Source organism: Enterobacter cloacae complex sp. BZL2005, from assembly GCF_049238885.1.
Lineage (GTDB): Bacteria > Pseudomonadota > Gammaproteobacteria > Enterobacterales > Enterobacteriaceae > Enterobacter > Enterobacter roggenkampii.
In genome coordinates, this window is the sequence record NZ_JBMKGI010000006.1 from 186,151 (window position 1) to 200,639 (window position 14,489).

The 14,489-nt window shown below is 55.8% G+C and carries 13 protein-coding genes; 5 read left to right on the forward strand and 8 right to left on the reverse strand.

The features are described from left to right. Positions 1-80 precede the first annotated feature (80 nt). On the forward strand, positions 81-3,170 hold the full coding sequence (locus ACOTXI_RS13435; RefSeq protein WP_087855526.1) for a beta-galactosidase: 3,090 nt from the start codon (positions 81-83) through the stop codon (positions 3,168-3,170). A 39-nt stretch (positions 3,171-3,209) separates the two neighbouring features. Here the strand turns inward: ACOTXI_RS13435 and ACOTXI_RS13440 are convergent, their stop codons facing one another. Further along, positions 3,210-4,025, reverse strand: a complete 816-nt coding sequence (locus ACOTXI_RS13440; RefSeq protein ID WP_044597079.1) for a nickel/cobalt efflux protein RcnA — start codon at positions 4,023-4,025, stop codon at positions 3,210-3,212. Between the two features lie 132 nt (positions 4,026-4,157). On the opposite strand from ACOTXI_RS13440, the gene ACOTXI_RS13445 reads away from it, so the two are divergent. Further along, positions 4,158-4,430, forward strand: a complete 273-nt coding sequence (locus ACOTXI_RS13445) for a metal-sensing transcriptional repressor (protein ID WP_008499280.1) — start codon at positions 4,158-4,160, stop codon at positions 4,428-4,430. Here ACOTXI_RS13445 and ACOTXI_RS13450 read toward each other — a convergent pair. Beyond that, a complete protein-coding gene (locus tag ACOTXI_RS13450) occupies positions 4,423-5,988 on the reverse strand; it encodes an EAL domain-containing protein (RefSeq protein WP_058655064.1) in 1,566 nt (521 codons plus the stop codon). The two genes, ACOTXI_RS13445 and ACOTXI_RS13450, sit on opposite strands and share 8 nt — an antisense overlap. A gap of 218 nt (positions 5,989-6,206) precedes the next feature. On the opposite strand from ACOTXI_RS13450, the gene ACOTXI_RS13455 reads away from it, so the two are divergent. Both ACOTXI_RS13455 and ykgO read left to right on the forward strand, forming a co-directional pair. Then, positions 6,207-6,467, forward strand: coding sequence for a type B 50S ribosomal protein L31 (locus ACOTXI_RS13455; RefSeq protein WP_058655063.1), 261 nt, complete (start codon positions 6,207-6,209; stop codon positions 6,465-6,467). A 2-nt stretch (positions 6,468-6,469) separates the two neighbouring features. Further along, positions 6,470-6,610 (forward strand): type B 50S ribosomal protein L36, encoded by a 141-nt coding sequence (gene ykgO, locus ACOTXI_RS13460; RefSeq protein WP_003859006.1) that lies wholly within the window; start codon positions 6,470-6,472, stop codon positions 6,608-6,610. Here ykgO and ACOTXI_RS13465 read toward each other — a convergent pair. Then, positions 6,607-7,317, reverse strand: coding sequence for a GNAT family N-acetyltransferase (locus ACOTXI_RS13465; protein WP_058655062.1), 711 nt, complete (start codon positions 7,315-7,317; stop codon positions 6,607-6,609). The genes ykgO and ACOTXI_RS13465 overlap by 4 nt on opposite strands. Positions 7,318-7,418: 101 nt before the next feature. Here ACOTXI_RS13465 and ACOTXI_RS13470 point away from each other — a divergent pair, with 101 nt between their 5' ends. After that, positions 7,419-8,879 (forward strand): PLP-dependent aminotransferase family protein, encoded by a 1,461-nt coding sequence (locus ACOTXI_RS13470; protein WP_023343501.1) that lies wholly within the window; start codon positions 7,419-7,421, stop codon positions 8,877-8,879. On the opposite strand, the gene ACOTXI_RS13475 is transcribed toward ACOTXI_RS13470, so the two are convergent. The 5 genes from ACOTXI_RS13475 to acrB form a co-directional block, all read right to left on the reverse strand. Then, positions 8,851-9,318 (reverse strand): YlaC family protein, encoded by a 468-nt coding sequence (locus ACOTXI_RS13475; RefSeq protein WP_008499285.1) that lies wholly within the window; start codon positions 9,316-9,318, stop codon positions 8,851-8,853. The two genes, ACOTXI_RS13470 and ACOTXI_RS13475, sit on opposite strands and share 29 nt — an antisense overlap. A 117-nt stretch (positions 9,319-9,435) precedes the next feature. Continuing rightward, positions 9,436-9,987: a maltose O-acetyltransferase gene (gene maa, locus ACOTXI_RS13480; protein WP_008499286.1), complete on the reverse strand. Its 552-nt coding sequence runs from the start codon at positions 9,985-9,987 to the stop codon at positions 9,436-9,438. A gap of 206 nt (positions 9,988-10,193) precedes the next feature. Then, positions 10,194-10,412, reverse strand: a complete 219-nt coding sequence (locus ACOTXI_RS13485) for an HHA domain-containing protein (protein ID WP_008499287.1) — start codon at positions 10,410-10,412, stop codon at positions 10,194-10,196. Between the two features lie 27 nt (positions 10,413-10,439). Next, on the reverse strand, positions 10,440-10,814 hold the full coding sequence (gene tomB / locus ACOTXI_RS13490) for an Hha toxicity modulator TomB (protein WP_008499288.1): 375 nt from the start codon (positions 10,812-10,814) through the stop codon (positions 10,440-10,442). Between the two features lie 509 nt (positions 10,815-11,323). After that, complete coding sequence (gene acrB, locus ACOTXI_RS13495) at positions 11,324-14,470, reverse strand: multidrug efflux RND transporter permease subunit AcrB (protein WP_008499289.1); 3,147 nt, start codon at positions 14,468-14,470, stop codon at positions 11,324-11,326. Positions 14,471-14,489 lie beyond the last annotated feature (19 nt).

The following is a 14,489-nucleotide window of genomic DNA, read 5'->3' on the forward strand; positions in this document are numbered from 1 at the left end:
CCCTGCGATTGAATGCTTTACCGTCGCAGAATGCCAGGGCATGTTAACCAAAATTGTGAGCGCTTCGCAAAGAGGTTACTATGTCCAACACATCCTCGCTGAACCTCAGCGACATCCTGGCCCGTCGGGACTGGGAAAACCCCGGCGTTACCCAGTGGAACCGCCTGCCCGCACACGCGCCGTTGCACAGCTGGCGTAATGAATCTTCCGCCAGAGATGACGCTGGATCTATCAGCAGGCGCTCTCTTAACGGGATGTGGCGATTTAGCTACTTTTCTGCACCCGAGCAGGTTCCTCAGGCATGGGTCAGCGAAGATTGCGCGGATGCCGTCGCGATGCCCGTGCCGTCGAACTGGCAGATGCAGGGGTTCGACACGCCCATCTATACCAATGTCACCTATCCCATTCCCGTTAACCCGCCTTTTGTGCCGCAGGAAAACCCGACAGGTTGTTACTCGCTCACATTTTACGTGGATGACGCCTGGCTTCAGCGCGGGCAAACCCGAATTATTTTTGACGGCGTGAACTCGGCGTTCCATCTGTGGTGCAACGGGCAGTGGATAGGCTATTCCCAGGACAGTCGATTGCCCGCCGAGTTTGACCTCTCGGCGGCATTACGCCCCGGGCAGAACCGCCTGGCGGTCATGGTCTTGCGCTGGTGCGACGGCAGCTATCTGGAAGATCAGGACATGTGGCGCATGAGCGGCATTTTCCGCGATGTCTCCCTGCTGCATAAGCCGGAGACGCACATTGCGGATTATCACGTGGTCACCGATCTGAATGCGGAGCTGGACCGCGCGGTGCTGAAAGTCGACGTCGCGCTGGCAGGTGCAGACTACACGGAATGCGAGGTGGCGATCACGCTGTGGCGCAACGGTGAGCGGTGTGGCAGTACTACCCAACGGCCCGGATCTGCCATTGTGGACGAGCGCGGCAACTGGGCCGAGCGGTTAACGGCGGCGATCCCGGTTACAGCCCCCGCGTTATGGAGCGCAGAAACCCCGGAACTCTATCGTCTGACGATCGCGCTTTTGGATGCGCAGGGCAACGTGCTGGAGACGGAGGCCTGCGATGTCGGCTTCCGCCGGATTGAAATCAGCAACGGCCTGCTGAAGCTCAACGGTAAACCGCTGCTGATCCGCGGGGTTAACCGGCACGAGCATCATCCGGAAAACGGCCAGGTGATGGACGAAGCGACGATGCGCCGCGATATCGAGATCATGAAGCAGCACAACTTCAACGCCGTTCGCTGCTCGCACTACCCGAACCATCCGCTGTGGTACCGGCTTTGCGATCGCTACGGACTGTACGTCGTTGACGAGGCCAATATCGAAACCCACGGCATGGTGCCGATGAGCCGCCTTGCTGACGATCCGCGCTGGCTGCCCGCCATGAGCGAGCGCGTGACCCGCATGGTGCAGCGCGATCGTCATCATCCCTCAATCATCATCTGGTCGCTGGGCAATGAGTCCGGGCACGGTGCAAACCACGACGCACTGTACCGCTGGGTGAAATCCACGGATCCGACGCGTCCGGTGCAGTATGAAGGCGGCGGCGCGAACACGGCGGCGACCGATATTGTCTGTCCGATGTATGCCCGGGTCGATCAGGATCAACCCTTCCCGGCGGTGCCTAAGTGGTCAATCAAGAAATGGATCGGCATGCCGGATGAAACGCGTCCGCTGATCCTCTGCGAATACGCCCACGCGATGGGAAACAGCTTCGGCGGGTTCGCGAAATACTGGCAGGCGTTTCGCAGCCATCCTCGCCTGCAGGGGGGATTTGTCTGGGACTGGGTCGATCAGGCCCTGACGAAACAGGACGAAGAGGGCAATACGTTCTGGGCATACGGCGGGGACTTTGGCGATAAGCCAAACGACCGACAGTTCTGCCTCAACGGCCTGGTCTTCCCCGATCGCACGCCGCACCCGGCGCTGTTCGAGGCGCAGCGCGCGCAGCAGTTCTTCACCTTTACGCGGGTCAGCACCTCTCCGCTGGTGATTGAGGTGCAAAGCGGGTACCTGTTCCGCCATACCGATAACGAAGTGCTGAGCTGGACGGTTGCCCGGGATGGGAAGGTACTGGCTTCGGGCGAGGTGACGCTGGCGATAGCCCCTGAAGGTGTTCAGCGTCTGGAGATCGCTCTGCCGGAATTGAAAGCCGAGCCGGGAGAAGTCTGGCTGAATGTTGAAGTGCGCCAGCCGCGGGCAACACCGTGGTCACCGGCTGACCATCGCTGCGCGTGGGAACAGTGGCTGCTTCCGTCTCCGCTGTTTGTCGCACCGCCAGCCTCTGCGGGCGAGCCGCCGGTTTTGACGCAAAACGACCGCATCCTGGCGATCGCCCATGGCCAACAGCGCTGGCAATTCGATCGCGCAACCGGAAACCTGACCCAATGGTGGCGAAATGGCGTGGAAACGCTGATATCGCCTCTGACGGATAACGTCAGCCGTGCGCCGCTGGACAATGATATTGGGGTGAGTGAAGCGACGAAGATCGATCCGCATGCATGGGTTGAGCGCTGGAAAGCGGCGGGCATGTACGATCTCACCTCGCGCGTTCTGTACTGTGAGGCAGCGCAGCACGCAGACGAGGTGGTGGTCACAACCCAGCACGTCCTTGAGTATAGCGGCAACGCGCTGTTTCTGAGTCGTAAAACCTGGCGGGTGGACGATCGGGGAGTACTCCACGGCGATATTCAGGTGGATATTGCGTCTGATATCCCGGAACCCGCGCGCGTTGGCCTAAGCGTTCATCTCGCCGAAACGCCGGAAAACGTGTCCTGGCTGGGGCTGGGGCCGCATGAAAACTATCCGGACAGAAAGCTGGCGGCACAGCAGGGGCGCTGGACATTACCCCTGGCGGAGATGCACACGCCGTATATCTTCCCGACGGAAAATGGTTTGCGCTGTGATACGCGGGAGCTGGCGCTGGGAACGCATCAGCTGAACGGCCGGTTCCATTTCTCGGTGAGCCACTACGGCCAGCAGCAGCTGCGGGAGACAACCCATCACCATCTGCTGCGCAAAGAGCCGGGATGCTGGCTCAATCTCGATGCGTTCCATATGGGCGTGGGCGGCGACGACTCCTGGAGCCCCAGCGTCTCGCCGGAATTCCTCCTGCAGACACGCCAGCTTCGCTATACCTTCAGCTGGCAGCAGAACCCTTAACTGACCCTGGAGATGCGGCCACAGAGTGTGGCCGCAGGCTTACGCCAGAATGCCGCTCAGGCCATGCAGGCTCATATAAATCCCTACCACGGTAATCAGCGCAGCGGAGATCCACGGTGCTTTACGGGAGAATTCGCTAAACCCGGGCCAGCGTTTGGTCGCGTGCTTGAGGCTCAAGGCGGCAATCGCGCCGGAAGCGACAAGCGTTAACGCCAGACCAATGCTAAAGCTGAACACCAGCGTCGCGCCGAGGGCGAAATGCTTCAGCTGCAGGCAGATCAGCAGAACGGTAATGGACGCCGGGCAGGGGATAAGCCCGCCGGTGAGGCCAAACATCACGATCTGTCCGGTGGTGACGTTTTGGCCGCTGAAGCGCCGGTTAATATCCTGCGCATGCGCGCGCTGGTGGGCGTCCTGCCACTCTTCTTCAACCAGCGGGTGTTCGTGGTGGTGATGTTCATGATGATGGTCATGGTGGTGGTGATGATCATGGTCGTGATGATGATCGTGTGGCTGGCTCTCTTTCCAGGTTCGCCACGCCATCCACAGGGCGATCGCAACGATCAATACCCCTGAGATCAGCTGGAACCAGGGTTCAGACGTATGCGCATCCCATCCCCGCCCAAACCATAAACCCGCCATGGCGATAATCCAGACTACTGCCGTATGCGAAAGCGTGGCTGCCAGGCCGAGCAGGACCGCCTGTTTCAGCGTGCCGCGGATAGCCACGATAAAGGCGGCCATCATGGTTTTTGAGTGACCCGGCTCCAGGCCATGTAGTGCACCGAGCAGGATAGCGCTGGGAACAAACAGCCAGGCATTACCCTGCTGCAGAAGTGAGGCGAAATCGTTCATTGAAATTTCCGAAATGGAAGCGTGCGCAAATAGTACTCCCCCCCAGTAGCTTAATACTACCCCCCAGTAGAAAAATACTCAGGGGGAGTAGAGCGTGATATGCTCTAAAAGCCAAAACTGAGGGAGACAGAGATGTCACATACCGTTCGCGACAAGAAGATGTTACTGACTCGCCTGAAGAAAATTCAGGGGCAGAGCACCGCGCTCGAAAAAATGCTCAACAGCGAACACGAATGCGCCGAGGTGTTACAGCAGCTGGCGGCGATCCGTGGAGCGGTCAACGGCATGATGATGCAGGTGATTGAAGGGCACCTTACCGATCACGTGGTGAAAGAGCCCGAAGAGGCGCAGCGTGAAGCCGATCTTGGCGTGGTGCTGCAGGTGATGAAATCCTACCTTAAGTAGCGTGCGTGCCGAGGTTATTTTCTGCCCAAAGAATAAATTCCGTCTTTGGTAGCGCTTTGCTGTAGTACCAGCCCTGTCCGTACTGCACGCCGTGCTGGTGCAGCCAGGCCAGCTGCCCGGCGGTCTCGACGCCTTCCGCCACCATCGCCAGCTTCAGCGACTTCGCCATTTCAATAATGTGCGGCGTCACGTTTTTATACTCCAGCGCATCCACGAACGATTTATCAATTTTTAGCGTGTCGACATCCAGATCCTGCAGATAGCTCAGGCTGGAATAGCCCGTACCAAAATCATCAATATAGACAGGGTGCCCCGAACGGCGGAATGCGGCGATAGCCGGCGCGCTGATTTTGGGATCGGCAAAGCCGCGCTCGGTGACCTCAAGGGCGATTTGGCCAGGGTGGACCTTCCATTTGTTCAGCAAGTGACTCAGCAGCGGCGGCAGCGTGCCGGAGGTCAAATCGGCGGGCGCGAGGTTGATGGAGATATGCTGATCGGGGTGAAGATGCAGCCAGCTGCCCATATCCTCGAACACCTTTTCGATAACGAGCTGCGTCAGCTGGGAGATAAGCCCGGTTTGTTCAGCAAGAGGGATAAAAATATCAGGTGAGAGGCTGCTTCCGTCCGGCTGCGGCCAGCGCGTCAGCGCCTCTGCGCCGACAATTTTTCCGCTACAGAGCGCCACGATGGGCTGATAGTGAACCACAAAATCGCGGCTGTTAATGGCGTCGAGCAGGCGGTTGCGCGGCGACTGGATGCGACGCAGTATTCGCAGGACAAAGAGCGCGGCAAGCAGGCTTATCAGGATGCCGAAGGGCAGCCACAAAAGCAGCTGCCGGTGCCAGGTTTCAGCCAGCGGTTTGAGCGTAGCCCATGCAACGACGGTAAACCCCAGTTCAGGGACGGGCTTCATAACGTACATTGAACCGTCGTACTGTATGCTGGTCATCTCCTGACCCATGATCGTGTCACGGATATGCGGATCGAGCGTATTGCTGCTGGCAAAGATGCGGCGTGTGGTATTTCCTACCAGGGCAGCATCAATCGCTATCTCGCCGAAGGGGATCACATCCACAAGCGAGGCCGGATCGACCAGAACCAGGTAATGACCTTGCCCCAGTACGGCCATGTAGCGATGAAACCCCAGATCGTTTTGCGTGGTCAGCCATGCGCTGTAACCATCTTCGGTAACGCGCATCGGCGGGGGGAAAGGGGCGGCATGGCTGGTTTGTTCAAGAGAGGAGCAGAGTGGCCTGAGGTTGTCGATATAAATCACTTCCTGCACATATCGCCACGAGAAAGCGATCCGTCGCATCTCCCTTAACTGCAGGGGGCTGCACGGCACACCCTCAAAGGCCTGCAGATGATTGAGCGCTTCCTTCGCCTGCCCCACGACCTTGTCGGTACGTATCAGCACGCGTGAGGCATAGTTATCCAGCGCATCGACAAATTTATCTTCCGCCTGACGATGAGCCAGCCAGATGCTCAGGCAAATGGGGACCAGCACGGAAAAGATAAGTATGCCAGTCACCAGACTGACCAGATGTCGGGTTTTCATGCTGTCGTTTCCTTCCTCGTATACCCGTTCCTGAGCACTGGTTCCCTGCCTGAAGAGAAAGATTTTACCGCGAAATGATATAGTTATAGCACGTGGGTGGCGTGGTTTTCATTTTATCTCAGGTAAACCAGAAAATATCGTCAGAAGGAAGGGGTTGTTTTTTTAACCTGGCCTGGATATTATTTTGTTATGTTATAACAAAACACAAAGGATTTACGATGAAACCAAACATCCATCCAGCGTATCGCACCGTGGTATTCCACGACACCAGCGCGAATGAATACTTCAAAGTCGGCTCAACCATTAAGACCGACCGCGAAAATGAACTCGACGGTGAAACGTATCCGTACATCACCATCGAGGTTTCTTCAAAATCGCACCCGTTTTATACCGGTAAGCAGAAAACGTTCTCCACGGACGGCAGCGCAGCGCGCTTCCGCAAGCGTTTTGGCGGTTTTCTCAATGCGAAGCGGGGCTAACCATGCAGGTACTTAACTCATTGCGCAGTGCAAAACAGCGTCACCCGGATTGCCAGATAGTCAAACGCAAGGGACGCCTGTACGTGATTTGCAAATCCAATCCGCGCTTTAAGGCGGTGCAGGGCCGTAAAAAAAGACGCTAAACGCGCGTTTCTCGCCAGCTTTCCAGGGATCTTTTCTGTTTGCCATCGGCAGTAAAATTGTCGGTGGCAAGCCAGCTTTCAAAGGCATTTGCCAGCGCCGGCCACTCTTTGTCGAGAATCGAAAACCAGTCGGTATCCCGGTTATGACCTTTTATGACCAGCGCCTGACGAAAACGCCCCTCAAACTGAAAACCCAGGCGCAGGGCGGCTTTGCGGGAAGGTTCGTTCAGGCTATTGCACTTCCACTCATAACGCCGGTAGCCCAGGGTATCGAACACATACCGCATCAGCAGATATTGCGCCTCTGTCGACATGGGCGTGCGGCTTAACAGGGGAGAGAAGTGAACGTGCCCCACCTCCACGACCCCATTTTTAGGATCGATCCGCATCAGGGACAGCGTCCCGACCGGAGACCGGGTCTGGTTATCGATAACGGTAAAGTGTATGGGGTCGGATAACTCGCTTACGCTCGCCACCCATTCGGCAAAATCCTCTGCTGTGGCATCGGGTTCACGCAGTAGCCACGTCCAGCTGCGCGTATCTTCAGCCAGGGAATAGGCGGAAAACAGCGCGTTGGCATGCTCCACGCGCAGCGGTTCAAGCCGACAATAGCGTCCCTGAAGCACGACCCGGGACGGGTGCTGACGAGGCTGCCAGTCGCTAAGCGCTTCGCCTACGGGCTGTCCGAACTGATTGAATGTCTTCATCTTAATTTCCGTGACGTTGAAAAGAGTTCCAGACTAGTGAATTGCTGGTTCCTTAAAAATAACCACTGCGCTATGTTTTGATGGTGCCACGAGGAGGTGAGATGAATATACCGGGTGATGAATTTTATACCTTGCTCAATGCTGCCCTGCAAAAACGTGGGGAAGAGACGCGCCAGCGCGCGCTTTATCTTGCTTTACGGGAGGCCATACTGTGCGGAAGGCTACTGTCCGGCAGCCAGCTTCCCGGTTCGCGAACGCTGGCTCAGCAGCTCTCCCTTTCCCGCAATACCGTCAATGCGGCGCTGGACCAGCTCACGCTGGAAGGGTATTTGCAGCGTAACCGCCAGGGAACGCGGGTGGCACAGCTCGCTCACCGCTCTGTCGCCCGGACATTGCCGGACCCTGCCATCAGGCTCGCCCGGCGGGTCGGCCTGCTGCCAGCGCCCGTGCCCCGGGACACGCCGGTGCTGGCGTTTACCCCGGGAACCCCGGCTATCAACTATTTTCCGCTACCGCTGTGGCGGCGATTGTACGATCGCGTGATGCGCGAGGAGGGAAGTGCCCTGCTAGGGTATGGCGACCCGGCCGGTGAACCGTCGCTGCGGGCAGCGATTGCCCGACACCTCGCCCTGTCCCGCGGTATCGACTGCGACGCCAGCCAGATAGTGATAACGGAAGGGGCGCTTGAGGGGGTTAACCTGTGCACCATGCTGTTGAGTGAGCCTGGCGATGTCGCGTGGGTGGAAAACCCCGGCTATAGCGGGGCAAAGAGCGCGTTTGTTAAAACAGGCCTGACCATGACGGGAATCCCTGTTGATGACGAGGGAATGTGCTGGGAAGGACGGGATGCGCCTGCTCCCTCGCTGATTTTTACCTCACCTTCACACCAGTTCCCTTACGGAAGCGTGCTCAGCGCCCGGCGACGTCTGGCGCTGCTGGAACTGGCCCGGCAGCAGAACGCGTGGATCATAGAAGACGATTACGACAGCGAATTCCGTTATGCCGGTGAGCCTGTTCCGGCGATGCTGGGGATGGTCAACAACGCGCCCGTGGTTTATCTGGGAACGTTCAGTAAAACGCTGTTTCCGTCGCTCAGAATGGGCTTCATGGTCTTGCCGCCAGCGCTGGCGAAAGCGGCTCGCCCGGCCATCGGCTCGCTGTTGCGGGGTGGGCATCGTGCCGAACAGCGTACGCTGGCGCTGTTCATTGAAGAAGGCCACTATGCCCGTCATCTTGCCGCCATGCGTCGGCTCTATCGTAAGCGATACCGCCAGCTGCGGGAGGTGCTGGGGGCAGAGCTTCACACGCCGCACCGTATACTGGCCGGTGAAGGCGGGATGCATCTGACGCTGGCGATAGACGATATTGACGACCAGACGCTGGTGGCGCAGGCGAGGGCGTTTCAGCTGGCACCCGCTGCACTGAGCGGGTATTACCTGGAGGCGAAGCAGGGGCAAACCGGTCTGGTTTTAGGTTACGGCAACACCTCTGCTTCGCAGTTTGCGCCGGGGATCCGGCGTCTGCAGGCGTTAATTACGCAGCAGCAGGGCGCGAAAGGGTAAAGACATCATAGAAAGAGAGCTGGCCTTTGGTGGAGACCATTTTCTGCAGCTTCTCTTTTTGCGCTGTTTCAACGGCCGGAGAGTGCATGATGCTGTCGATCAGCTCCGTGGGCACGAAACGTGTGTTATACCATTCACCGTTGTAGCAGACCCGGAAATCGAGAACGTCGATATCTTCGTAACGGTAGCGCGGATTCACGTCGAAAAAGAAAAAGGCGTTAAAGACCACAAACAGCACAACCAGCAGCCAGACGGAGTCCACCAGCGTTTCGGACTTCAGCATCACAATCAGCGTCGCCAGCCAGGCGGCATACATGGCGACAAACAGTCCAGGATGTTTGCGAATAAAGCTAATGCTAAAGCGCGGGCGATTGTCGCGCTTTTCGCGGAGGTTAAGATCGTCGATGGTGGCGGTAAGCAGGCGCTGTATCTCGGTCATTTTTTGCCTTCATAAGAGTTGACAATACAGGGTGTCTGCCAATTTTAGGGGAGCCATCGGGCTGAAAAAAGTAACAGTCAGGCGCTAAAAGACCATAACAGTTGGCTCCCCGCGCCCTTATAAAGTTTTGATGATTTTTGCCGGATTGCCGCCCACGACGACGTTAGCCGGGACGTCTTTTGTCACCACGGCGCCGGAGGCCACCACCACATTATCACCGATCGTGACGCCAGGGTTAATGACCGCCCGGCCACCAATCCAGACATTATTCCCAATGTTGACCGGTTTCCCAAACTCCACGCCGCTGTTCCGTTCCTCTGCATCCAGCGGGTGGGTGGCCGTATAAATGTGCACACCCGGCGCGAGCATGCAGTTATCGCCGATGCGAACAGGGCAGACATCCAGCATCACGCAGTCGAAGTTCGCGTAAAAGTTTTTGCCCAGATAAATATTGTATCCGTAGTCGCAGCGGAAGCTTGGTTCTATATAAGCGCCTTCGCTTTGCCCCAGAAGTTCCGCCAGGATGTTCTGGCGTTCTGTCTTTTCATCGGGCGCGGTGTGGTTATAGCGGTAAACCAGATGGCGGGCCCGCAGTCGGTCGGCCCGTAACGTCTCATCGCCGGGGCGATAATGTTCACCGGCAATCATCTTCTGTTTTTCTACGCTCATAGGAAACCTCTCTGGAAATGATTACCGCAGGGTAATCGGAACAGGTCGAGAGGGGAACGTTCCCGAAAAGCCGATGTGACTGTCGTCACAACATTGTTGCTGATGAACACGTTTTACACGGAGACCTGGCCTGGGCACAGGGAACATAACGGGATAGGTAAAAAACTCAGAACGTGGCGTAGAACTCTACAGACACCCTTCAAAGATTAACGGACAAATTTCCATACAGAAGTAGGGATTTTGTCATACAACTTATTCATGGTCAGCTCAGCAAGACGATGGTCAGCGGCTGAATAAAATACGGCCAGTTCATTATCAGAAAGCTCGTATTTATTCTTTTCAATCACGCGTTCGAGGGTGTCAATTGACTGACAACGTCGTAAGCGCATCAAATAATCGATTTTTGTGAGTGGTTTATCAGACATAAATTCACCTTAGTAATTGTAATAATTTTAACAGGAAAGGCTAACCGGGTTAGCTCTGCTCACGTTGACGAAACAGCGGAATAGCCGGTTTCCCGATTTACGCCATTTTTGCAAATCCTGGGCGTTAATGCCGTAACTACTGAACAACATAAAGGTGTCGTCCAGGTATTCATCAATTTGCTCAATGAGCTTATTATCTTCATTGTACTTAATTTTATAATTAAGTGCGAAGGTTGCGATATGCTCTATCAGCTCATTCAACTGTAAATTGATGGCAGACGTTGGGTCGTTTACCCAGCCATGGTTGCTTTCATCAAGGTTGGCAAGGCAGTCATGGTACAAGGATTCGCAGAGAAATTTCAACTGCGCGATATCATGCCTTTTTGGCGAGTACTCGTCCATAGCGCATCCCCTTCTGAGTGATTTCTTACTCACCGAACATCATTGTCGGGATGGATACAACTGACTTAGCTACATGAGTGCTGTGTTCCTGATAACCTAACTATAAGCCACTCCTTCCTGGATTTCATCGCGCTATTACGAAAAATTACAAATAAAACCGGAGACTGCGAGCATGTACGCAATGTTCCACCCTGGACACCCCTTTTTTATCCAAATTAACGCGCTGTTTTATCGCTTCCTTACGTTTCATTGGCTTAGCAAAAATGGCGAGAAAAGTTCAGATTCGTACTTCACGTTGTCAGAACTTCTTATTAGGAATATTCCTAATAGCTTAAGCGGGGAAATGAAATTAAAAAAATCCTGAATTCACCGATTAAGTTATCAGTTAATTATGATATGTCTAATTAAGATGGCAGAAAATAAATTGGATCACAATAAGCGTAATTTATGATTTTTTCTGAAAATGAAAAAGGCCGCTAATGCGGCCTTTTTATCATGTGAAACCGGTATCAGTGAGGTTCTACCGAATGCGCGTGTTCAACATCTTCATTCTTACGGCTGAAGCGGCGGCGAACCACCACGAAGAACACCGGTACGAAGAAGATAGCGAGTACGGTTGCGGTGATCATACCCCCCATAACGCCCGTACCGACCGCGTTCTGCGCACCGGAGCCCGCACCGGAGCTGATAACCAGCGGCAGTACGCCGAGGATAAACGCCAGTGACGTCATCAGGATTGGGCGCAGACGCATACGAACAGCCTCAAGCGTCGCCTCAATAAGACCTTTGCCTTCTTTCTCCATCAGATCTTTGGCGAATTCAACGATAAGTATCGCGTTCTTCGCCGACAAGCCAATGGTTGTCAGCAGGCCTACCTGGAAGTACACGTCGTTGGTCAGTCCACGGAACGTTGCCGCAAGCAGCGCACCGATAACCCCGAGCGGTACCACCAGCATAACAGAGAACGGAATTGACCAGCTCTCGTACAGCGCTGCCAGACACAGGAAGACGACGATCAGTGAAATCGCGTACAGGGCAGGGGCCTGGTTACCGGACAGACGTTCCTGATAGGACATCCCGGTCCAGTCGTAGCCAACACCCGAAGGCAGTTTGCTCGCCAGCTCTTCCATCAGGTTCATGGCTTCACCGGTGCTTCGGCCCGGCGCAGCCTGACCCAGGATCTCCATTGATGGCAGACCGTTATAGCGTTCCAGACGCGGCGAACCGTATTCCCAGCGTGACGTTGAGAATGCCGAGAACGGTACCATCTGACCATTGCTGCCGCGCACGAACCAGCTGTTGATATCGTTTGGCAACATACGGTACTGCGCCTCGGACATCACGTACACTTTCTTCACGCGACCGCGGTCGATGAAGTCGTTAACGTAGCTACCGCCCCAGGCGGCGCCCAGCGTGGTATTGATGTCACTGATGGACACGCCCAGCGCCTGAGCTTTCTCCTGGTCGATGTCGATTTTGTACTGCGGCGTATCTTCCAGGCCGTTTGGACGCACGCCGACCAGCAGGTCAGGGTGCTTAGCCACTTCGCCAAACAGCTGGTTACGCGCCTGCGTCAGTTTTTCGTGACCCAGACCGCCCTGGTCAATCAGCTGGAAGTCGAAGCCGGTCGCGGTACCCAGTTCAACAATCGCCGGCAGGTTGAAGGCGAACACCATCGCATCTTTAATCTGCGAGAAGGTGCCCATCGCACGGCCGGTAATGGCTTCAACCTTGTTCTCTTTGCCCGGACGTTCAGACCAGTCTTTCAGAGAAACGAAGGCGATACCGGTGTTCTGACCACGACCCGCAAAGCCAAAGCCGTTAACCGCAAACACGGATTCAACGTTGTCTTTCTCTTTGGTGAGGTAGTAGTCCGTCACTTCGTCCAGCACTTTCTGGGTACGCTCTTGCGACGCACCCGCAGGAAGCTGTGCCATCGTCAGGAACACGCCCTGGTCTTCATCCGGCAGGAACGAGCTGGGCAGACGAACGAACAGGATCGCCATCCCCGCCACGATGATGATATAGAGCAGCAGGTAACGACCGGTGCTGCGCAGGATGTTGCCCACGCTGTCGGTGTAGTGGTGCGTGCTCTTATCAAACATGCGGTTAAACCAGCCGAAGAACCCTTTATGCTCGCCATGACCGCCTTTCTGAATCGGCTTCAGCATGGTGGCACACAGCGCAGGCGTCAGGATCAATGCGACCAGTACCGACAGCGCCATCGCGGAAACGATGGTGATCGAGAACTGACGGTAGATCGCACCGGTAGAGCCGCCGAAGAAGGCCATCGGGATAAATACCGCAGACAGTACCATCGCGATACCAACCAGCGCGCCCTGGATCTGGCCCATTGATTTACGGGTAGCTTCCTTCGGCGGTAGACCTTCTTCCGCCATCACGCGCTCGACGTTCTCTACCACGACGATGGCGTCATCCACCAGCAGGCCGATGGCAAGCACCATCCCGAACATCGTCAGGGTGTTTATCGAGAAGCCAAAGGCCGCGAGGATAGCAAAGGTCCCCAGCAGAACGACCGGAACGGCGATGGTTGGGATCAGCGTCGCGCGGAAGTTTTGCAGGAACAGATACATGACCAGGAACACCAGGATGATCGCTTCTGCCAGCGTTTTAACCACTTCGTGAATCGAAATTTTAACGAATGGCGTGGTGTCGTACGGATAAACGATCTTCAGGCCTGACGGGAAGTACGGTTCCATTTTCTTCAGTTCTGCACGGATCGCCGTGGCGGTATCCAGGGCGTTCGCGCCTGTCGCCAGTTTGATACCCAGACCGGAAGCCGGTTTACCGTTGAACTTCGCGATGATGTCGTAGTTCTCACCGCCCAGCTCGACTTTCGCCACGTCGCGCAGGCGAACCTGCGAGCCGTCCTGATTCACTTTCAGCAGAATTTTGCTGAACTCATCCGCGGAGGTCAGACGGGTTTGCGCGATGATCGAGGCGTTAAGCTGCTGGCCCTTCACCGGCGGCGTACCGCCTAACTGACCGGCTGCCACCTGGGCGTTCTGCGCTTTAATGGCGTTAATCACGTCAACCGGCGTCAGCTGGAAGTTGTTCAGCTTGTTCGGATCCATCCAGATACGCATTGCGTACTGAGAACCGAACAGCTGCACGTCACCCACACCGGACGTACGGCTGATGGCGTCCTTCATGTTGGCGCCCACGTAGTCGGAAATATCCTCCTGCGTCATGGTGCCGTTGGTGTTGATAACGCCGACAACCATCAGGAAGCTACTGGACGATTTCTCGACGCTCACGCCCTGCTGTTGTACTTCCTGCGGCAGCAGCGGCATCGCCAGCTGCAGTTTGTTCTGCACCTGAACCTGCGCAATGTCAGCATCCGTACCTGACTCGAAGGTCAGGGTGATCTGAACTGTACCGGTAGAGTCACTGTTTGAGGACATGTACATCAGGTTATCGATACCGTTCATGTTCTGTTCGATAACCTGAGTGACGGTGTCCTGCACCGTTTTTGCATCAGCCCCTGGGTAGGTTGCGGAAATCGTCACCGCCGGTGGCGCAATCGTTGGATATTGCGCGACAGGCAGCTTCAGGATCGCAAGTCCCCCGGCCAGCATGATGATAATGGCGATCACCCACGCAAATATGGGGCGATCGATAAAGAAATTAGGCATGTCTTAACGGCTCCTGTTT

Coding starts and splice junctions, on each gene's coding strand:
- tomB (WP_008499288.1), bottom strand. CDS start 10,814: ATGGACGAGTACTCGCCAAAAAGGCATGATATCGCGCAGTTGAAATTT.
- ACOTXI_RS13440 (WP_044597079.1), bottom strand. CDS start 4,025: ATGAACGATTTCGCCTCACTTCTGCAGCAGGGTAATGCCTGGCTGTTT.
- ACOTXI_RS13450 (WP_058655064.1), bottom strand. CDS start 5,988: ATGAAAACCCGACATCTGGTCAGTCTGGTGACTGGCATACTTATCTTT.
- acrB (WP_008499289.1), bottom strand. CDS start 14,470: ATGCCTAATTTCTTTATCGATCGCCCCATATTTGCGTGGGTGATCGCC.
- ACOTXI_RS13455 (WP_058655063.1), top strand. CDS start 6,207: ATGAAACCAAACATCCATCCAGCGTATCGCACCGTGGTATTCCACGAC.
- ACOTXI_RS13485 (WP_008499287.1), bottom strand. CDS start 10,412: ATGTCTGATAAACCACTCACAAAAATCGATTATTTGATGCGCTTACGA.
- ACOTXI_RS13470 (WP_023343501.1), top strand. CDS start 7,419: ATGAATATACCGGGTGATGAATTTTATACCTTGCTCAATGCTGCCCTG.
- ACOTXI_RS13445 (WP_008499280.1), top strand. CDS start 4,158: ATGTCACATACCGTTCGCGACAAGAAGATGTTACTGACTCGCCTGAAG.
- ACOTXI_RS13465 (WP_058655062.1), bottom strand. CDS start 7,317: ATGAAGACATTCAATCAGTTCGGACAGCCCGTAGGCGAAGCGCTTAGC.
- maa (WP_008499286.1), bottom strand. CDS start 9,987: ATGAGCGTAGAAAAACAGAAGATGATTGCCGGTGAACATTATCGCCCC.
- ykgO (WP_003859006.1), top strand. CDS start 6,470: ATGCAGGTACTTAACTCATTGCGCAGTGCAAAACAGCGTCACCCGGAT.
- ACOTXI_RS13475 (WP_008499285.1), bottom strand. CDS start 9,318: ATGACCGAGATACAGCGCCTGCTTACCGCCACCATCGACGATCTTAAC.
- ACOTXI_RS13435 (WP_087855526.1), top strand. CDS start 81: ATGTCCAACACATCCTCGCTGAACCTCAGCGACATCCTGGCCCGTCGG.